General features: G+C 56.1%; 13 protein-coding genes and 1 other RNA gene. 6 read left to right on the top strand and 8 right to left on the bottom strand.

Annotated features, from left to right (window positions below):
- Window positions 1–80: 80 nt before the first annotated feature.
- Window positions 81–896: a hypothetical protein gene (locus tag SCARR_RS10950; RefSeq protein ID WP_136061620.1), complete on the bottom strand. Its 816-nt coding sequence runs from the start codon at window positions 894–896 to the stop codon at window positions 81–83.
- 423 nt (window positions 897–1,319) lie between these two features.
- Between SCARR_RS10950 and SCARR_RS10955 the strand changes: the two genes are divergently transcribed.
- From SCARR_RS10955 to SCARR_RS10970, 4 genes are all read left to right on the top strand, one after another.
- Entirely contained in the window at window positions 1,320–3,098 is a 1,779-nt protein-coding gene (locus SCARR_RS10955) for an FAD-dependent oxidoreductase (protein ID WP_136061621.1), read from the top strand.
- 85 nt (window positions 3,099–3,183) lie between these two features.
- Entirely contained in the window at window positions 3,184–5,031 is a 1,848-nt protein-coding gene (locus tag SCARR_RS10960) for a 2-oxoacid:acceptor oxidoreductase subunit alpha (protein WP_136061622.1), read from the top strand.
- 111 nt (window positions 5,032–5,142) lie between these two features.
- Window positions 5,143–6,198, top strand: coding sequence for a 2-oxoacid:ferredoxin oxidoreductase subunit beta (locus tag SCARR_RS10965; protein ID WP_136061623.1), 1,056 nt, complete (start codon window positions 5,143–5,145; stop codon window positions 6,196–6,198).
- Window positions 6,199–6,286: 88 nt separating this feature from the next.
- Complete coding sequence (locus SCARR_RS10970; RefSeq protein WP_168433237.1) at window positions 6,287–8,467, top strand: DUF748 domain-containing protein; 2,181 nt, start codon at window positions 6,287–6,289, stop codon at window positions 8,465–8,467.
- 14 nt (window positions 8,468–8,481) lie between these two features.
- Here the strand turns inward: SCARR_RS10970 and SCARR_RS10975 are convergent, their stop codons facing one another.
- Window positions 8,482–8,982, bottom strand: coding sequence for a metallophosphoesterase family protein (locus tag SCARR_RS10975; RefSeq protein ID WP_168433238.1), 501 nt, complete (start codon window positions 8,980–8,982; stop codon window positions 8,482–8,484).
- Window positions 8,983–9,072: 90 nt separating this feature from the next.
- On the opposite strand from SCARR_RS10975, the gene argC reads away from it, so the two are divergent.
- Together argC and SCARR_RS10985 are read left to right on the top strand one after the other, a co-directional pair.
- Entirely contained in the window at window positions 9,073–10,122 is a 1,050-nt protein-coding gene (gene argC / locus SCARR_RS10980; protein ID WP_136061626.1) for an N-acetyl-gamma-glutamyl-phosphate reductase, read from the top strand.
- 81 nt (window positions 10,123–10,203) lie between these two features.
- Window positions 10,204–10,701 (top strand): hypothetical protein, encoded by a 498-nt coding sequence (locus SCARR_RS10985; RefSeq protein ID WP_136061627.1) that lies wholly within the window; start codon window positions 10,204–10,206, stop codon window positions 10,699–10,701.
- Between the two features lie 234 nt (window positions 10,702–10,935).
- Here the strand turns inward: SCARR_RS10985 and SCARR_RS10990 are convergent, their stop codons facing one another.
- The 6 genes from SCARR_RS10990 to SCARR_RS11015 all read right to left on the bottom strand — a co-directional run bounded on the left by SCARR_RS10990 (window position 10,936) and on the right by SCARR_RS11015 (window position 20,600).
- Window positions 10,936–15,474 carry a beta strand repeat-containing protein gene (locus tag SCARR_RS10990; RefSeq protein ID WP_136061628.1) on the bottom strand — a complete coding sequence of 1,513 codons (4,539 nt, stop codon included), beginning with the start codon at window positions 15,472–15,474 and terminating at the stop codon, window positions 10,936–10,938.
- A gap of 587 nt (window positions 15,475–16,061) precedes the next feature.
- Complete coding sequence (gene recR, locus SCARR_RS10995; RefSeq protein WP_136061629.1) at window positions 16,062–16,667, bottom strand: recombination mediator RecR; 606 nt, start codon at window positions 16,665–16,667, stop codon at window positions 16,062–16,064.
- Window positions 16,668–16,789: 122 nt separating this feature from the next.
- On the bottom strand, window positions 16,790–17,110 hold the full coding sequence (locus tag SCARR_RS11000) for a YbaB/EbfC family nucleoid-associated protein (RefSeq protein WP_136061630.1): 321 nt from the start codon (window positions 17,108–17,110) through the stop codon (window positions 16,790–16,792).
- Between the two features lie 125 nt (window positions 17,111–17,235).
- A complete protein-coding gene (gene dnaX / locus SCARR_RS11005; RefSeq protein WP_168433239.1) occupies window positions 17,236–18,879 on the bottom strand; it encodes a DNA polymerase III subunit gamma/tau in 1,644 nt (547 codons plus the stop codon).
- A gap of 79 nt (window positions 18,880–18,958) precedes the next feature.
- Window positions 18,959–19,223, bottom strand: an RNA gene (ffs, locus tag SCARR_RS11010) — signal recognition particle sRNA large type.
- Window positions 19,224–19,472: 249 nt separating this feature from the next.
- Window positions 19,473–20,600, bottom strand: coding sequence for an LptF/LptG family permease (locus SCARR_RS11015; RefSeq protein ID WP_136061632.1), 1,128 nt, complete (start codon window positions 20,598–20,600; stop codon window positions 19,473–19,475).
- Window positions 20,601–20,690 lie beyond the last annotated feature (90 nt).

Below are 20,690 nucleotides of genomic sequence, written 5' to 3' on the forward strand. Positions count from 1 at the left end.
AACTTGTGGTTCACATAAGAGTCGCACAAAAAAGGGCTGGCACAAGGCCAGCCCTTCGGCAAACTAGATGGTTAAAACCACTAGTCGTTGTACATAAGCTGGAAGCTTACTTCATCAGCAGGAAGCTTGGTCTTCTTGATGATGGCCTGGTTGACTTCGTACTCAACAGCTGCCACAGCATAGGCTTCGTTTGAAGTAGAAAGAGCGGCTTCATATACTTCGCTCCAGTCATCGCTGGCCTTTGAGTTATATTTAACTTTGATGTTTTTCATGCCAGCGTAGAACCACTCGTAGTCATCTTCTTCTTCGCCATAGACGTTACGAACATAACCTTCGCCGGAACCCGTAGCAGACATAGAAATCTTTTCGGTCGTTACATCTTTCTTGGTCTTGAGATCAACCTTGTACTTCGTAACCAATCCGCTGTCATCCAGCTCGAAGTCTTCAAGATCAAAAGAAACATAGTCATCCATGCTGCCTTGAGCAGAAACAACCATCAACTCATTGGATGCAACAATACCTTCGAGCACAAGCTTAGTAGCGCCGGTGTCGAACATGTCATTGGTTTCAATCATGGTAGGAATGGCCATGTTAATAGAAGCATAGCCCTGCTCGTAGTCATCCTTGCCTACGACCAAAATAGAATCATAGCCGCCATTATATGTGATGATTTGTCCAGAGATAGAAACAGAATCCTTGGAATACTTATCGGCATTCAGCTTCTGGTCATTAACCTGAAGGTTATTCTTAGCGGACTGCACTTTAAGGGCATCGGCCTTCACTTTCACGTCATAGACGCTAATTGCTCCACCGAAATCTTTATAATCTTTAGCTTCGGCCGTGGCTACTGAAGCCGCGATTCCGAGTACTGCAACTGCTGCAATTGTTTTATTCATTCCATTCTCCTTGGTATTGCATTTACTAACCTGACTTAAACAGTTCTTCTGGCTCCACACTCGTGGTTTTTTACGCACCATATATAGAAACTCTTCAAATCTCCTAACGACAGCCCGAATTAAACGAACTGTGCTTAGTGATGTAAAGTGTTATTTTTTATTTTCTCAGTTAAATTCGGGCCTGTTTTATAAGCGATCCATTAATAAAGAAGGCGCATAAGACCACAACCGACGGAAGAAGCGAGGCGCCCCGCCAGTGCACGCTTAAACAACCAGCGCGGGATATATGATTAAAATCGTACGATTTAAGTATTTTAATGCTGAAATAGTCAAACGTCTGTGATTTAACTTCCCTCACTGTGACCAGAGGCGCAAAAGCATGATCAGGTTATATCCCTTTTAAAGGTTAGAACGGAGAAAAGAGTGAAGCCGACCGATACGAACAACCCGGAATATTTCCACAAAGTGGTTGATTGCCAGTATGCGTGCCCCGCGCATACCCCCGTGCCCGAATACATCCGGCTGATCGCGGCCGGCCGCTATTCCGACGCCTACATGGTCAACTGGGAGTCGAACGTATTCCCGGGCATTCTCGGGCGCACCTGCGACCGGCCCTGCGAACCGGCCTGCCGCCGCGGGCGGGTTGAAGACAAACCGGTGGCCATCTGCCGCCTCAAGCGCGTTTGCGCCGACATGAAGGACGACATCACGGCCCGCCTGCCAAAAATCCCCAAGGAAAAAAACGGCTTCAAGCTGGCGTTGATCGGCGCCGGCCCTTCGGCCTTGACCGTTGCGCGCGACCTAATGCCGCTGGGCTACGAAATCGATCTGTTCGAAGCCACCAGCAAAGCCGGCGGCTTCATGCGCCAACAGATTCCCTCGTTCCGTTTGCCGGCCGAGGTGATCGACGAAGAGACCGGCTATATTCTCGACATGGGCGTCAACGCCCACTTCAACACGCGCATCGAAAGCATGAAGGCGTTGCTGGAAAAGGGCTACGACGCAGTATTTGTTGGATCGGGCGCACCCAGCGGCCGCGTCTTGAAGCTGCCCGGCTACGAGCTCGACGGCGGCAAAAATGTGCAGATCGGCGTGGAGTGGCTTGCGCAGGTGGCCTTCGGGCATCAGACCGAAACCCCGAAAGACGTGATCGTGATTGGCGGAGGCAACACCGCGATGGACTGCTGCCGCACCGCGCTGCGCCTCGGAGCGGAAAACGTGAAGGTGCTGCTCCGCACGCCGATCAGCGCGATGGTCGCCTCGCCGTGGGAAATCGAGGATACGCAGGCGGAAGGGATTCCCATCCTCGAAAACCACAACCCGCTGGAATACATTGTTGAAGACGGCCAGCTGAAGGCCATGAAGTTCGAGGTCATCGAATATTCCATCGAGGATGGCCGGGAAGTTTTCACCCCCACCGGCCAATTCGAAACTGTCGGCTGTGGCCTGGTGCTGCTGGCCATCGGCCAAGCCAATGCCTTCAAGTGGATCGAGCGCGACCTCGGCATCGAGTTCAACGAAATCGGCTTGGCCAAAGTGGATGACGTAACCTACCAATCCACCCACCCCAAGGTGTTCTTTGGCGGCGACGCCGCGTTCGGCCCCAAGAACATCATTACCGCGGTGGCGCAAGGCCATCAGGCTGCGGTGTCGATCGATCTGTTCCTAAACGGCAAAGATCTCCAGGAGCGCCCGGACCCGAGCACCAACCTGCTCAGTCAGAAAATGGGCATCCACGAATGGAGCTATGCGAGCATGGTCTCCGAGGAAGAGCGCAACATCGTTCCGCACGTTGACCTGGACGAGGCCATCCACAGCCACACGATGGAAGTCGAACTCGGCTTCGACGCCAAAACCGCGCTCGAGGAAGCGGAGCGCTGCCTTAACTGCGACGTTGAAACGGTCTTCACGGCCGACAAGTGCATCGAGTGCGACGCCTGCATCGACATCTGCCCGGTCGACTGCCTGACCTTCACCAAAAATGAAGAGGAAGCGCAGGTGCGGCGCAAACTGAATGTTCCGGCCCACAACCTTTCGCAAGACCTGTTTGTTTCGGAGAACCTCAATACCGGCCGCGTGATGGTGAAGGACGAAGACGTCTGCCTGCACTGCGGCCTGTGCGCCGAGCGCTGCCCCACCTCCGCGTGGGACATGCAGAAATTCCTCTACATCGCCCCCACAGCAAAACTGGAAAATGATTAGGCACCAAATAACGAGTAATTCGTAATGCGTAATCAGGCTTCCGATATTTACGCATTACTCGTTACGCATTAACAGGGAACCATCCATGAAACGCGACATCGTCACCAATCTGTTCGTCATTAAGTTCGCCAACGTAAACGGCACCGGTTCGGCGAGCGCCAACAAACTCTTCAGCAAGTCGGTCTTCCGCATGGGCGTGCCGATCAGCCCGAAGAATATTTTCCCGTCGAACATCCAAGGCCTGCCCACGTGGTACGAAGTACGCATCAACGAAAACGGGTTCCTCGGACGGCGCGGCGGCATCGACGTCATGGTCGGCATGAACCCCCAGAGCATGGAGCGCGATATTGCCGAGGTGGAAAAAGGCGGCTACTTCGTCTACGACTCCACCAAGCCGCTCAACCCCGAACTGAAGCGCGACGACATCGACTTCATCGGCCTCCCTCTAATGGAAAAGTGCCGCGAAATGTACGAAGACCCGCGGCAGCGGCAGCTGTTCCGCAACATCATGTATGTGGGTTCACTGGCGGCGCTCTTCGGCATGAAGCTGGACATCGCCAAACAGCTCATCGCCGAACAGTTCAAGGGCAAGGAAAAAATTATCGAAGCCAACTGCTTGGCGCTGCAAACCGGCTACGACCTCGCCAAAGAACTGCATCGCTGCCCCATCGCCTTCCGCATCGAGACGCGCGACAAGGTGGGCAATAAGATTTTGATCGACGGCAACGAAGCCTGCGGGCTTGGCGCGGTCTACGGCGGCGCCACCGTTTCGGCGTGGTACCCGATCACCCCCTCCACCTCGGTCATCGACAACTTTGCGCGCTACTGCCGCCGCTTCCGCATGGATCCGGAAACCGGACAGAAAAACTTTGCCATCGTGCAGGCGGAAGACGAGCTGGCGGCGATCGGCATGGTGATCGGCGCCTCGTGGAACGGCGCGCGCGCCTTCACGGCCACGAGCGGCCCCGGCCTTTCGCTGATGAACGAGTTTCTGGGATTGGCCTACTTTGCCGAGATCCCCACCGTGCTCGTCGACGTGCAGCGCGCCGGCCCGTCCACGGGCATGCCGACGCGCACCCAGCAGTCGGACGTGCTGTCGGCGGCCTATGCCTCGCACGGCGACACCAAGCACATCTGCCTCTATCCCTCCACGCCGAAGGAATGCTTCGAGCTCACCGCCACGGCCTTCGATCTGGCCGAACGCTTCCAGACGCCCATTCTCATTCTGTCCGACCTCGATCTGGGAATGAACGACAACATGTCGGAACCCTTCGATTGGGACGATGCGAAAAAATATGACCGGGGCAAAGTGTACAGTGAAGAGGATCTTGAAAACATGACCGAGCGCTTCGGCCGCTATCTCGACGTAGACGGCGACGGCATCCCCTACCGCACGTATCCCGGAACGCATCCCACCAAGGGCGCATTCTTCACCCGCGGCACCTCGAAAGACGATTATGCCGTCTACACCGAGATCGGCGAAAAATACATCGGCAACATGGAGCGCATCATGCGCAAGTGGGAAACGGCCAGCAAAGAAGTGCCGAAGCCGGTTATCCGCAAAACCGAAAAACCCTGCACCGTCGGCGTGGTTTACTACGGCACATCCGAAGCATCAACGATTGAAGCCCTGCACCACCTTAACGCGATGCACGGCATCTCGCTCGACAGCATGGGCATCAAGTCCTTCCCCTTCTCCGAAGAAGTCGGCCGCTTTATCGACGAGCATGAATATGTCTTCGTCGTCGAACAAAACCGCGATGCCCAAATGCGCACGCTGCTGATCAACGAATATAATTTTGACCCCGAGCAGCTCGTTCCGCTGCTGCACTACGACGGGAGCCCCATCACCGCCCGCTACATCCGCCACGAAATCCGCGACTGGATTCTGCAAACCACCACGGCCCCACGCCGCCGCAGCCGGTTTTATTAGGCAAAATGATTATGAGCAAAATGATTTTAGCGCGTACTGCGCATTACGTATCGTCCTTACCTGACGGGAAGCGATACGCAGTACGAAATACGCAATACGCAGGAGCAAACCATGAGCTATAACATCCCCGCTTTCCGCCACCCAAACCTGCCCAAGAACGACCTCGGCTATACGTCCAAGGACTACGAGGGCGCAGTTTCCACCCTCTGCGCCGGCTGCGGCCACGACTCCATCAGCGCCGCCATCATCGAAGCCTGCTTCGAAATGTCGATTCCGCCGCACCGGGTGGCCAAGCTCTCCGGCATAGGCTGCTCCTCCAAGACGCCGACCTACTTCCTCGGAAACTCGCACGGCTTCAACTCGGTCCACGGACGCATGCCCTCCGTCGCCACCGGCGCCAACATGGCCAACCGCGACCTGCTCTACATCGGCGTCTCCGGCGACGGCGACACCGCCTCCATCGGCATGGGGCAATTTGTCCACGCCGTTCGCCGCAACGTCAACATGGTCTACATCTGCGAAAACAACGGCGTCTACGGGCTTACCAAGGGACAGGACTCCGCCACGACCGACAAAGGCTCCAAAAGCAAGAAAGGCGAACCCAACGCCTTGGAGCCGATCGACCTTTGCGCCATTGCGCTGCAGCTCGGCGCCACCTTTGTCGCCAACAGCTTTTCCGGCGACAAGGACCAGCTCGTCCCGATCATCCAGGCCGCCATTACGCACAAGGGCTTCGCCTTCATCAACGTCATCTCGCCGTGCGTCACCTTCAACAACACCCCCGGCTCCACCAAGTCCTACGACTTCATCCGCCAGCACATGGCCTCCACCAACACCGTCGACTACGTCCCCCCGGCCACCGAAATCACGGCCGCCTACGACGAAGGCACCGACGAACGCGTCGCCATGCACGACGGCTCGGTCATCACCTTCCACAAGCTCGAATCCAAGCACGACATCCACAGCCGCAGCTCCGCGCTCGCGATGATGCAGGAGTTCAAGGCGGAGGACAAAGTGCTCACCGGCATCCTCTTCATCGACCAAGACTCGCAGGACATCCACGAAGCGATGAACACCACCGCCGCCGCGCCCCTGCGCAGCCTGAACGCAGACAAGCTTTGCCCCGGCTCAAGCGCCCTCGAGGAAATCAACAACATCCATCGCTAACCTTCATTTCTGAACAGTTGCGAAACTTCTGCGTTTCAATCTTTGCAGAAAAAGATACTGTCTCTCTGTTCAATATGGGAGAGACAAAGTGAAAGCGAAAAGGATATTGGGCATATCGCTTGCGGCGGTCTTCTTAATCCTGATCGCGCTCGGATGCGCAATCCAATTCTGGCTGGGACCAACCCTGAAGCAATCTGCGCAACGCATTGGGTCCAAGGCGCTGGGCACATCGCTTGCGATTAACGAACTGCGCATCAATCCATTCAGAGGCACGATTCAGCTTTCGGGTTTTAGCCTGGCCAACCAAGGCATCTTCACCCACACCAACGCGGCTTCAGCAGCCAGCGCTGAAATCCTGCTGAACATGCCGTCCCTCCTTTCGCAAAACGTGATTATCAAAAAAGTGCGGATTGAACGCCCGCAAGTCACCTTCGAGTCGAACACCAACACCTACAACCTCGGCGAATTCATCAAAAGCGCCCGCGCGTATAAGCCCTCCTCCAAGAAGACGAAAAGCAAGAACGCCAAACAGTTCACCATCCAGTCCGTGGAAATCACTGCGGCGCGGATTACGGTCGCTCACACGGAAGAGCCGCTGCAGAACCTCACCCTCGACATTGAGCAGGCAACGGGCAGCATGGCCGATGGCAGCGTGCGCTTCACCGGACTGCAGCTCAGCAACCCCGAGCGGATTTCCAGCACCAACCTATTCTCTGTGGCGGGCCTCGACATCGCACTCGAACCGGACGCGCTGCGCTCCGCCCGGTTCCACATCCTCGACGCGCAGTTCCGCAGCCCGCGCGCCCATATGCTGACGAGCTCCAACACACAAGGCGTCAAAGGATTCACCGGCATCATCAAATACTTCGTCGGGCTAAGAAAATCGTGGAAGGCGACGCATCAAGCACAGCTGCTGGCGAAAGCATCTCAACCGGCCTCAATGAAAAGGTTTCAGCTGCACAACGTATCCTTAAACGATTTCCTGCTGAACCTGACCGATCCCTCGGCAACTAACGCTGCGGCAAAAACCAGCACGCTGGTCAGCGCGGGCAACCTGACTCTCCAATACATGGACAACACGATTCAAGCCACCAACCTCGCTCTCCCCAATCCCTCAGGCTTTACCGCCACCAACCTGTTCCATCTGGCCAGCATCGACCTCGAGATTGAGCCGCACACGCTTTTTTCCAAACATATCGTGATCAATCAGATGAAAGCAGACTCCCCGGTCATGCATTTGCAGCAGACCGAAGAGAGAGGCAACCTATCGACATGGGAAGCAGCCGCCAGAAGCCTGTTTAAAACGGCCCCGCCCGCAGCGGTTGGCCCGCCGCCTCAAAAACAAAAGCATGTTGCAGTGGAAAACCTGCAGATCACCAATTGCGTGGTCACGCTCGCCCTGCCTGAAACCATCAAGGAAAAGTCCAAAATCGTGCATGGATGGAACCAAATTACAAAAATGATTTCACTGCAGAAAATTAATCCCCTGCATAAATATCAAGGCAGCGGCTACGTCCCCTGCAATCCCTTTGCATTCACCCTTCTGACCTTTGCCGGCTGCACCTCGAAGCCCACAAAAGGGCTGACGGAAATACACGACATCTACCTGGGCAACCTCAAGGGATTTTCCAGCCCAAAGCTGGCCCATCTGAATCTACTCAAAATCAAGGTCGACCCCGCCTCCAAACTAACCGGAACGCTGATCTTTACGGACGTCCTTTTCGACTCACCCACGGTATTCTATGAACGCGGATTCCAAGTCGACAACATTAAGGCGTTCAACACCGCCATCCAGCAGATCTTAACCCTCAGCGAAGAAACACAGCCCAATGCATCATCCGGAAATGCCATGCCCGGATCCGTCGCAAAGAAACCCGGAAAGAAAATCATCATCGACCATCTGCTTGTGCAAAACGGCACGGTGCGGGCAAAGCTGTCCAAGCTCCCAACCGCGCCCATTCCCCTGCCCAACATTGAGCTTCACAACATCGGGAAAGAAGAAGGAGGATTGCAGCTCAGAAATACCTTCAGCATTCTTGGAAACACATTCTACCACCACATCACATCCGTCGCGACCAGCGCCTCCGGGCTGATCGGCGACACCGCCAAGGGCATAGTCCACCTGCCGGGCGACGCGTGGGATTTCATCACTGGAAAAGACAAAAAAGAAGCGACTCCCCCAGAAGAAGCGCCCGAAAAAGAAGCCGGCGAGTACCACAAAAACCAGTCGCCGGCACACCATAAAAAGATTCATGGGCGCGCGTTTTAATTTAACCCGAACCGCTACATTTCGTATACAGAGAGCTCGCCGGATTCAAGATCCAGCACGGCGCACGTATTGGGCGCGCCCCGCCCGGCGGTGCCTGGATTGATGCAACGGGTTTTACCGACCATGTAATCGTGCACCTCGTGCGAATGGCCGGAAAAGACAAAATCATATTCCCCGCTGTGCACCGCTTGGCTGAAACGGCGCGAATCGTCGCTATGCAGCAGGGCAATCTGTTTGCCGGCCACCTCCACCTCGCCAAAACGGCCGAGCAGATGAATGCCAATGTTCGACGGGAAAAACTTCCAATCGCTCGAATAGGCATCGACGTTGCCCAGCACGGCATAGACGGGAACGCCCAACGGATGGAAAACGCCGGCGAGTTCGGCAAGCACATCGCTGCCCCCGATATCGCCGCAATGGAACACCGCGCCGACCCCGGCCCTTTCCTGCATACGGGCGGCTTTTTCCACCACAGGCAGATTGCCGTGCGTATCGGATAGAATGCCAACCTTCATTTTCGCACCGTCGCATATGTTAAGTTTTATGTCGATTCGCTTAGCGCTGTGGTTTAGTTTTTGCGCACATTTTTCAGCAAGGAGAACACGATGATTAAAGCCAAGATCGTAGGCGCCGGCGGATACGGCGGTGTGGGAATTACAGAACTGCTGCTCAAGCATCCGGAAACAGAAATCGGCTGTTTGGTGAGCCTGTCGGATACCGGGCGCAAAATGAGCGACGTGTTTCCGCATCTGCGCGGATTCTGCGATGACGTCATCGTTTCGCCCGAAAACCCCAAAACCAAAGAAGACTACGACGTGGTTTTCTATTCCACGCCCGACGGCGTCGGCATGCAGACCGCCGCCGATGAGCTGGAACGCGGCGCCAAGGTCATCGACTACAGCGGCGACTTCCGCTTCGGCACTACCGAACAGTATGCCGAATACGCCAACTTTATCGGTCTGGATCCGATGCACAAAGCCCCCGCCCTGCTGACGGAAACCGTCTACGGACTGCCCGAGCTGCACGAAATCGACGCCAACCAAATGCTCGTCGGCAACCCCGGCTGCTTTGCGGTCAGCTGCATCCTCGGCCTTGCACCGGCCGTCAACGCCGGAATCATCGACACCAAAAGCATTATCTGCGACTGCAAGACCGGCGTCTCCGGTGCGGGGAAGAAGCCCAGCGCGGCCTTCCACTACCCCAACCGCTACGACAATATGAACGCCTACAAGCTCGCTGGCCACCAACACGTCGTCGAGGTCGAACAAGAACTCAGCGCCCTTTCCGACGAAGATGTGCAGATCACCTTCACCTCGCAGGTGGTCCCCGTCTGCCGCGGCATCATGTCCACCCTCTATGCCTCGCTCGACGGCCAGACCGCCGACGACGTGCTGGAGATCTACCGCGAGTTCAACCAAAACAACCTGTTCGTGCGCGTGCAGGACGCCCAGACGCCCGCGAGCATCGCCGATGTGCGCGGCACCAACTATTGCGTGCTCACCGTCGACGTCGATGCCCGCAACAACCGGCTGCGCATTGTTTCGCATATCGACAACCTCATGAAGGGCCAAGCGGGAAACGCCATGCAAAACATGAACCTCATGTTTGGGATGGATGCTGGCACAGGACTTGCGTTTCCCGGACAGTACCCTTAAGCCTTTAGGCAAAAGCAGGTTGATGAACAAGTATGTAAAAATGGTCATGCCAGTGGCGGCAATCACGGTGTACGGTGCTTTTTGCGCTTTGTCGCCCCTAGCCACGATCCCTATTTCCTGCTTGGAATTGGCTTGATCGGCTACGTCGCCTGGCTGCACGGCATGCTTGCCGGCCTTGCTACAGCGGTTGTGCTTGCCCCCCTGACCATTTACATCTACAGCCAGTTCAACATCGCCATCAGCTACACCTCCTTTGCCAGCTCCCCGGCCTACATTGGAATGGAAGCTCTCGCCGCCGTGGCGCTCGGCAACCTGCGCAAGAAAACCCGGCTGTTGGAACAAAGGGACAACGCTCTCGCGCAAGCCAATGCCAGCCTGCAGGCCGTTCTGGGGAAAGTCAAAGAACTCGGAGGCGTACACTCTATCTGCACTTCCTGCAAAATGATTCAGGACGACGACGGCGCGTGGATGAGGATCGACGACTATCTGCTCAAAAAAACCAAGATGGAATTCAGCCACGCCCTCTGCCCGGACTGCGCGCCGAAGTACTCCGGTACGCCCGAAAAAACGGCCAGCTGATCCGCCAAAAGAAACGGCCGGCGCAATGGCGGGCGAACCAAGGGTTCGCCCGCGCAGCCAACGCAAGGCGGCTCGCACGAGCCGCCCTCACGTCAGGCCTTTCAGACCATTATCACTCTACTGCTTCAGCAGCCGATAGAACTCAGCCGCAGGCAGCGGAGCGTTTGTGACGGTGAACCGGCCGCCGTCCACGGCCGGCTCTTCCATGACCCAGTTCCAACTCGACTTCAGCCGCTACTGCAGCAACCGAGCGCGGTAGAACCTGTGCGAGAAGACGCTGTTCGTATGGGTGAACGTCATCGTGGGACTGCTCATGTAGAGGCTCCCCAGCGAGTCCCAGTTCTCCAGGTCCATCGAAGCCTGAATCTCCTGAGTCGTGCCCACCGTGCCGTTCAGCATTAACTGATACACGTCGCTTCCCAGCGGCGTCGGCGAATCCGCCGTGAAGGACGCCACTGGCAGCGAGGCCGGCAGGAAGCCCATCCAGAGCTGGACATTGCTCGGGTCGTTTGGATTGCTAAGGGAAAAGATATTCTCATTGTCCGGCGTCGGATCGAGAGCGATCGAGCCGCCCAGCGCGATCTGTCCGCCACTGTTCGCCAGGGCCGACCCGCGAAATCCGTTGTTGAGCGGGATACTTAAGCGCGTGGGAGCTTCCGTCACATACACGTCTCGCCCGCCATACAGGCTGCCGTCCGCCAAGTCCGCAAAGATCCCGGTGGCACCCGTTGCATCGTTGGTCAGGGTGGCAATTGGCGTCGTTACGTCATGGAGTGCATAGCTCAGGAAGTTCGTCGGGCTATTGATGGCGAACGAGTTCGCCAACACTTGGGCGTCTAAGAGTTCGCCGGACAGGACCGGCAAATCGAAGACGAAGAAGTTGTGGTATCGCAATGAGGAGGCCTCTCCCACAATGTAATTCGGATTGAGCACATTGTGATAACCGTTGGTGTCATACCACCCGGTCTTGCTGGAATTGATCGTGATGGATGTGCCAAAGGTGAGCCGCAGCTGCACCGCGTCGCCCGTACCAATACTGGAACCGAATAGGAATTCACTGGGCGCGCCCTCAAGGGAAACGATCGAGCCCCCCAGCGCGATCTGGCCACCCATGGCCGCCGTGGCGTCATTGATGAGCGTGACGTTCAGCGGCACAATGGCCCGCTCATACGCTTCCAGTTCAGCAACATTGCGAATGCCGTAAACGGCGCCCTCTCCCAGATCATTGTAGATATCCGTCAGGCCGCTGCCGCCCGCGACCAACGTGCCAATGGGCGTGGAGACGTGGTGCAGAACGTAGGTTTCCTGATCGTTCGGGGTGTTGATATTGGAGCACTTGATCAGCAGCTCGGCCTTGATAATCGCACCACTGAACTCCGGCACATTGAAGACTAACCAGTTGTTGTGTGAGCCCGAGCCTCCGATGTATGTCCCAGCTATGTAGTTCTCGTTGCCGGAGCTGTGATAGCCGGTGCTGTCATACCAGCCCGTATCCGTGGCATTGACGGACACCGATGACCCCGGCTGGTCCAGCAGCGTCAGCACGACGTCGTTGCCCGTTCCGCCGTCGTAATTGATCTTGAAGCCCGTGCCGCCAACGTCGAATACGGAGCCGTTGGGCAACCCGTTGAACGTGCCGGTGATGGGATCGGCACCGTCGTTGTCGATGATCGTGAAGGCGGCCCCAAAGCCGACCGGCGTGGTGAAATTCGGAAGCACCGTCAGCGTGGCATTAGCCAGATTATTCGTGCCCTGAACATTCAACTGGTCATAGCCCGTACCGGGAGCCGGGCCATTGAGTTCCACCATGAAGTTGCCGGTGGTCTGCATCAGGAGGTTGCCGGTGGTGAGAATGCCGGGACTGGTTCCGGGCATGATGTTTCCGCTGCCTTTCACTTCGGAAACCGTGCCGGTTCCTGCGAGTGTTCCCGAGGTGTTCACATGAATCCAACTGTTTGCGGACTGGTTGCCGTTCACCACCAGCGTTCCGGCGTGGATGGTGGTTCCTTCGGTAAAGTTATTCGTTCCGGTCAGGATGATTGTTCCGCTGCCGTACTTGCTCAGCGCCCATCCGCCGGCAAAGCCGGCACCGGTCATGGTGCCGTCGAACGAGCAGGACCCGTTGTTATAGCCAAAATCCAGAAAGCCACCGACACCGAAACGCACTTCGCCGTTGCCGGTCAGCTCGTCGCACCGCGTCCAGTTGACGCCGCAGTCGAGCAAACCTGCGGAACCGATCCAGATATCGCCGGCTTGCGAAACCTGCCTGTCCGCTGTGAGCAGCACGGTGTCGTGAATCAGGAGGTCGCCGGGTACGGCTGTAATGTTATAGCCCTGTCCGAGTTCCAGTGTGCCGCTTGCGACCACCGTATCTCCGCTGTATGTGTTGGCGTCGCTGCCAATCAGAGCCAACGTACCGCTATTGACTTTGGTGAATCCGCCGCTGCCTGAAATAGTACCCGACAATTCAAAGGTGTTGCCGGCGCTGTAGTTGTTGATTGTTACATCGCCATCCAGAGTGATCGGGCCGGCCCACTCACAATCGTATTGACCGGTCAGAGTGGCTCCCCCTTCAAGTGTCAGCGCCTCATTTGTAATGCTCGTTTGGAACAGCCAGAGGGTGGAGTTGTCCTTGACGGTTGTGCCGCCGACGGCGCTGCCCAGTGAATAAGGATTCTCTGCGGCAACACGGACGTTTTCGATGGTCAGGGGACCGCTGAAGCTGTTGTTCCCGAGAAAGCGAATAAAATTGCCAACAGGTGTAGTGTGGGTCACCAGCAGACCGCCGCCTGCATCGCTTACGTTGGCACTCAGGTTCAGGTCGTAAAAGACACTGCCGTTGGCCACGCTCAATGTCCGGAGTCCGCCGGTGAATGCAAGGTTCCCGTTGATGTTTGCGGATGTTGTTGACGCCAGAATGTCCACATCTCCGTTCAGGGTCAGTGTGCCTGCCCCGCTGTCAACGGTTCCTCCCTGCATGATCAGACCGGCTATGGTCTCGCTCCAGTTGTTCAGATCGAACAGGCCTGTTCCTTCAACGGTAATGGTTGCAGAGTTGGCAATCTGGTTTCCTTCGGTCAGCAGGAGTGTTGTTCCGTCTTCCACGACCGCATCGCCAGGGAGCATTTCTGTTGCCGATGCGGTATCGTTCAGCTCAAGGGTTCCCTCTGAGACGTAGGTGGTTCCGCCGTAAGTATTGTTAATCGAGCTGGCAAGGAGCAGGGTGCCGGCCCCCGTTTTGGTAAAGCCGCCGCTGCCCGAGATGATTTTGTTCAAACTCAGATGTCCTGCAGCACCGACGACCCCAATCACGGTGTCGGTTTCAAGGACAATGGGACCTGACCATGAGGCGGTTGCACTGTTAACGCTCCATAATGCGCCCTGCGATGATACGCCGGGACCTGAGAGGCTGAGGCTTTCGTTCCCCACATCAACACCGCTTCCCAGAATCAGGCCGGCGCCGCTGTTTACCACGGTTCCTGCCAATGCGGAACCCAGAGCTGTCGAATCAGCAATCGACAGTTGTCCTTGCTCCACAGTTGTGATGCCGGTGTAGCTGTTGGCGGATTCCAGGTACAAGCCTGAGCTTCCTGTTTTCGTCAAGTTGCCGCTGCCGGAGACTGCCGCCTCAATAACCAGAGCCGGCGCACCTCCGCCGGTTGTTGTGAACACACGGTTTTCCGGCAAATTGACATTCCCGTAAATCGTGGCCGTTGAATATGTCCCGCTGGACGCATACACGGCATCGACATCTTCATGCAGGGTGATGGTACCTGTTCCGGTGGAGATCTGACCGCCGGTCATCGATAAAGGTCCGATGGTTTCCGACTGGTTGTTTAGATCAAGGTGTCCAGCGGCGTTAATCGTGATTTCTGCGGAGTCGGCAATCTGGCTTCCATAATCGTCGAAGATCACCGTGTCTGGTCCGATACTTCCGCTTCCGACAACCAGGTTCCCCGCAATTGCCGTATCGGAAACCCTGGTAAAGCCTCCGCCGATGATCATGACGCCGCGCGTTTTTCTCAACTCCAGGATGCCTCCATAGACATAGGTTGTACCCGTGTACGTATTGGGACGGCCGCCAACAAGAGGGATGAGGATCCCTGCATAATCAACATCGTACCGCACTTTGCCATTGTAGTATTTCCTGACATCGCCGGATCCACTGATTGATCCGCCCATCTCAAGATAGCCGGTTGTATCAAGCCGCAGATCATAGGAGCCAAGCGCAATGTCGCCGTTCACTTCCAGAGTTGCGGCGCCGTTTACAACGGTGATCGTCTGGTTCGCCGTAAAGCTGCAATTCAGCCAGACTTCGTTTGCTCCGGATACATGCTGCCCCGCAATTCCGCCCGCCAACGTTATGTCGTTGCCGTGGATATCGTAACCGCTTCCGGTAAAGGTTATCGAATTCAGATCCAAACCGGATATGTTGTTTGTATTGCTTAGATTGGCAGCTCCCGAAGGAAAAACCACGTCATCGTCATCTACCGGGGCTAGGTTGCCTGCCCAGTTTATTCCAACATTCCAGTTCGCGTTGTAGCTGCCGTCCCAGGTCTTGACCGCGCCAAGCACGGGCAGTTGAAAAAGATGAAAGACGAGGAGCAAGATCGTCAGGCAAGGATGAACCAACTTGCGTTTAGGTTTTCTCCATAGACTGCGACGATGGGCCGACGCCATGCTATCTACAGTAACCGAGTTGACTTGTTCAGTCTCTGATGTGGCCATATTGGCTTCCTCATATGAGGAGATACTATTTAGTTGCTTGTTCATGATGCCTTCCCTCCGCCCAATCTGGACAGTTGCTCATTTGGTTGAACTGTAATTAGGCAAAAGCCGGAAGCCCCGGCTGCGTAGGCGCTGGAACCCATCAGGAAACCCTCATCCGGATACAAGTTCCACACCATGTCAAAGATGACCGGTTGCTGGGAGGCGATGCTGCGGCCCCAAGGCTGGGGTGCAATAGAGAAAGAAAAGAGAAGCGCTGTTGCAGTAAGCACTGGTGTAAATTTGCGTGCTCTCATAGCTTCCTCCCGTTCATCGGGAATACGAGCTATGACGGGCGGTTATTTAAAAAACAATCGGATGATCCGAAATAACTCTTCCCAACTCCCGCAAGCTACTCTTTGCGAAGACGTGGTCAACATAAATATTTTGTTTTAATATTTATGCATTAAGATACCCATTTAAAACCCAAGAAACACCGCTATTCGGGCCCCTTGTTTCAATATAAAAACTCATCAAGGGCTTGGATTAGCTTCGGCTATCCCGCTCAGAAGGGCAAGGGTCTTTGGCCACCTGTCGGGCGCCCCTAATCGGAAAAGAAGCACTTGTAATTGCACCCGCGTGAAACAGTGTGTTCAGCTCATTTCCTGGCGTCCCTGGATGGCGCGGGCGAGGGTTGAGGCATCGGAATATTCAATCGCGCTGCCGGTCGGCAGGCCGAAGCCGATGCGCGAAACCTTGACCGAACGCGTGGCCAAAACCTCTCTGAGATAGCTCGCCGTGGCGTCGCTCTCGACATCGGCGCCGAGCGCGATCACGACCTCTTCGATGCCCTCGGAGGTGATCCGCTCCAGCAGCTTGTCGACGCGCAGGTCAGCAGCGCCCGTTCCGTGCATCGGAGAGAGGCGCCCCATCAGAGCGTGGTAGCGCCCTTGGAAGCCTCCAGACTCTTCGATCTTCATAATGTCGGCCGGCGATTCCACCACGCAGAGGATATGTGCATCCCGACGGGGACGCAGGCACAGCTCGCAGGGATTCACTCCGGACAGCGTAATGCTGCCGCAACGCTCACACGAGACAATGCCGTCGTCGGCCTCCAGCAATACATTGGCCAAAATGCGCATCAGCCCCTTGTCGTCCTGCACCAGCGCCATGGCCATGCGCTCGGCCGTGCGCCGTCCAATGCCGGGAAGGCGGCTCAGCGCCGCGACAAGATTATCAAGAGGTGCCAAATGTTCCATTTGGAAATCCTAAATCCGAATTACTAAATTCTAAATGATCTCAAAAACCCAAACTTTAAAATTCAAAACCTACCCCGTTGGAATGGGTTTAGGATTTAGAAATCAGGGTTTAGAGCTTTCCCCTAGAAGGGCATATCCATTCCGGCAGGGAGGCCCATGCCGCTGGTGAGTTGGCCCATTTCCTTGGACATGGTTTCCTGCGCCGTGTTGAGGGCGCCGTCAACAGCGGCCAGCACGAGGTCTTCGAGCATTTCTACGTCGTCGGGATCGACCGCGTCCGGGCTGATTTTAATGCTCTTGATCTTCATGTCGCAGGTGGCCTTCACGGTCACCATGCCGCCGCCGGCGGTGAACTCGACTTCGGTCTTGGCCAGCTCTTTCTGCTTCTTCTTCATGTTTTTCTGCAGATCAGCCGCCTGCTTCATCATTTTCATCATGTTCATGATAATAGTTCCTTCATTCTTTGTGCTTAATGCCTAGTTAAAATAATCGTGAGCCGTGAGCCGTGAGCCGTGAGCCGTGAGCCGTGAGCCGTGAGCCGTGAATTTCACGCATCAATGGTCACTCGTCACTCCCTAATATCCGTAATTTCCCCATTAAAAGCTTCGACGACGGTTTTCACTACGGGATTTGCATACCATTTCATCAAGCCGGTCAGCTCCTGAGCCTCGTCGGCGCTCGACTTCGAAATGGAATGGTCGGACGGAAGTGGACGACGGTCGTCAGACTTGAGCGCCTCGAACTCAATCGAGACCATGCGGTTCAAATAGCGGTCCACCGCCCGAGCCAGCGCCAGCTTGGCGCGCGGATCCTCGAAGCGCTGGCGCTCGTCGGAAAACTGCGGATCGTAGCCCACCGTCAAATGGTCGCCGGCAATCTGCAACGGGGCGGTATCGAGGAAATAGCGATGGGAAAGAGAATCGGCTTGGCCGAGATGATCGACGATCGCATGCCAATGGCTGAACAGGATTTCAAGCTCGTCGGCGTCAGCTATCTTTTTTTTTTGAGGGCCGGCGGCGTACGAAACCGAGGCGGTTTCAGCCACTAGCCCTGCTGCATCGCCGGATTTAAAGTTTTTTTTTAGGTCGGCCACCTGTTTAAGCAGCTCGTTTATACTAGCGGTTTCGGCCGCTCGGGAACAGCGTATGAGTCCGGTTTCGAGGAGGGTTTTCTTCGAGAGCGCATAGCGCATGCGGCCGTCGGCCTCGATGAGCGCGTCGATGATGCGCAACACCCGGCCGGCCTCGGTTTGGGGCGCCTGAGCCTGGTAGAACTGCAGCTGCGACTCGGGAAGCTCCAGCGCAACAGCGCCTTGGCCGGCGTAGAGCACCACCAGCAGATTGCGGAAGCTTTCGAGCAACTCCATCAAAACGCGTTGCAGGTCCTTGCCGGACTTGTCCATATCGGAAACAATATTGATGATCTTCGGCACATCCGAGGCCAAGATGGCCATCGTCAGGTCTTCGAGCACATGGCGCGAAACCAAGCCGAACACGGCGAGCACATCCTCTTCGGCGATTTCCTTGCCGCGGAACGAAATAATCTGGTCGAGCGCGGACTCGGCGTCGCGCAGCCCGCCTTCGGCGCCGCGGGCGATGGCCAGCAACGCGTCTTCGGTAATCGTAATGCCCTCGTCGGCGCAGCCGGTGCGCAGGCGGTCGACAATGTCCTGCACGGAAATGCGGCGCAGGTCAAAGCGCTGGCAACGCGACAGGATGGTGGGCAGCACCTTGTGAACATCGGTGGTGGCAAAGATGAATTTTACGTGCGAAGGCGGCTCTTCCAACGTTTTAAGAAGCGCGTTGAACGCCGCGGTGGAGAGCATGTGCACTTCGTCAATGATATAAATCTTGTAGGGGCCGCGCGCCGGCGAATAGCGGGCGTTGTCGCGCAGGTCGCGCACCTGGTCGACGCCGTTGTTGGAGGCGCCGTCGATCTCGATGACGTCGAGGCTGTTGCCGGCCATCACCTCTTTGCAGGAGTCGCAGACGTCGCACGGCGTGGGGGTCGGCCCTTTTTCGCAGTTGAGCGCCTTGGCAAGGATTCGGGCCGAGGTGGTTTTCCCGGTGCCGCGCGAGCCCACGAACATATAGGCGTGAGCCACGCGGTCGGTTTCGATCGCGTTGGTCAGCGTCTTGGTGACGTGCTCCTGCCCCACCACATCAGTAAACTGCTGCGGGCGCCATTTTCGTGCTAATACTTCGTATGCCATTTTTAACGCGTAATCCGTGATGCGTGATCCTTCTGCATTCGGAATTCCTTGTTCATTATTCTGCGGTTCAAAAAAAGTGCTGTGCACCCCCATCCGACATCGGGCTGGACAGCAAAACCCTGGGATCACGCTCCGCTCCGGACTTCCGGACACCCGGGAAAACAAAGCTTACCGCTGCTGCCTTCCGACCCTGACGGGGTTCAACCCGTTCCCGTCATCCAAAAACCATTGCTTCAACACGCTCCGCCAGGAATGCCGCCCGTCCTTCTGCCTCGTAGGGGGATTCAACCCTGCTGCAGCGGATTGCAGGCTACAGGCGACCGCTAACCGCCCATCTAGCACAGCAGGAAGGAACATACTAGCCCCCCAAAACGAAGGCAAGCCTTGCAGGCCAATTTCATACCGAACCAAGCTGAAACGGGGCTAATCCGCAAAGGAATGAGGAACCACGGATTCACACAGATGCACACGGATATGGAGTAAGTTGCGGAAACACCCCATTTCATCTGGGCCGATTAAAGGACTCCACTGCACAAGCCCTTTTCAGATCCGTGTTTATCCGCGTCCATCTGCGGTTCGTTTTTCTCTTCAGGCTAGTTTGCGCGGCGGATCATCAACAGGCCGGCGAACTGCCCGCAGACGATGGGCACCCAGGCAATCAGCCAAGGGCGCAGCTCATGATGGCTGTCGAGCATATCGGAGACAATGATGAATGCGTAGTAGAGAAACATAATGCCCAGACTCATGAGCATTCCGAAAGAAGATTCCTTGCGGTGCGACTTGATCCCCAGCGGAATCGCGATCAGTACAAACATGAACGGCGACATGGCCAGGCAAATGCGTTGGTTGATTTCAACCATGTCGCGGCACCGCTCCTGAAGCCGGTCTTTTTTCGATAGCAGCTCCAACGCGCCGCCGGCGTCGCGGGTTTTGTAGATGAGTTCGAAGATCGACATGTTCTTGCGCTTCTTGGCCACGTTTTTCTTGCCCATCAGCTCGTTGAAATTCATCCGGATAGGATAGCTGCGTGCGCTGACATAGCGGGTTTTCGAGGAGTTTCCCGGATCGGCCGGATCGGGAACTTCGATGCGCACATCAAACAGGTCGATCTTGAGCAGGCCTTTGGCCGAGTCGGCCGAAAGGATGCCGCTGCCGGCGCGGATGCTGCGGGTGATCTTGCCGGTGTCCTGCTCGATCTGATAGACGACGAGATCGCGCACGCGGTTTTTGTTTTTCTTGCCGACATAGATCATGTAGCCGGGAAACTCGCGAATAAAGCGCCCCTCTTCCAGCAGCTTGATGGGATCCTCCACCCCGAGGCCCTTGATGAGCTGCCGGTTGGCATAGGTCGTGGCGGGATAGATCACGCAGTTGTTGTATAGGCAGACGCACGAGAGCCCGATGGAAATCACGATGACCGGCGATGCAATCTGCCACAGGCTCAAGCCGCCGCTCTTCATGGCGCTGACTTCGCTGTCCGAGGAGAGCCGGCCAAACAGCAGCAGGGTCGAGAACAACGCACTGATAGGAATGGAATAGGCCAGCGAATACGGAATGTTGTACACGAAGAAGCGCCAGACGATCGCCACCGAAAACCCCTTCGCCATGATGTCGATCGCCTTGTAGATGGCGCCCACGCTGAACGCGAAGGTAATCAGCAGCATCGCGGTCGCAAAGGCGATCAGGTAGTCCTTAACCAAATATTTGTTTAATTGTCCCAAGCGTGCTCTCCTATTGTCGGCATAATGTATGGGGCAATGCAGCCGAGCGCAAGTTAAGAGGCAATCGTGTTGATGTCTTAAGGCATTCGG

It is taken from the genome of Pontiella sulfatireligans (genome assembly GCF_900890705.1).
GTDB classification, from domain to species: domain Bacteria; phylum Verrucomicrobiota; class Kiritimatiellia; order Kiritimatiellales; family Pontiellaceae; genus Pontiella; species Pontiella sulfatireligans.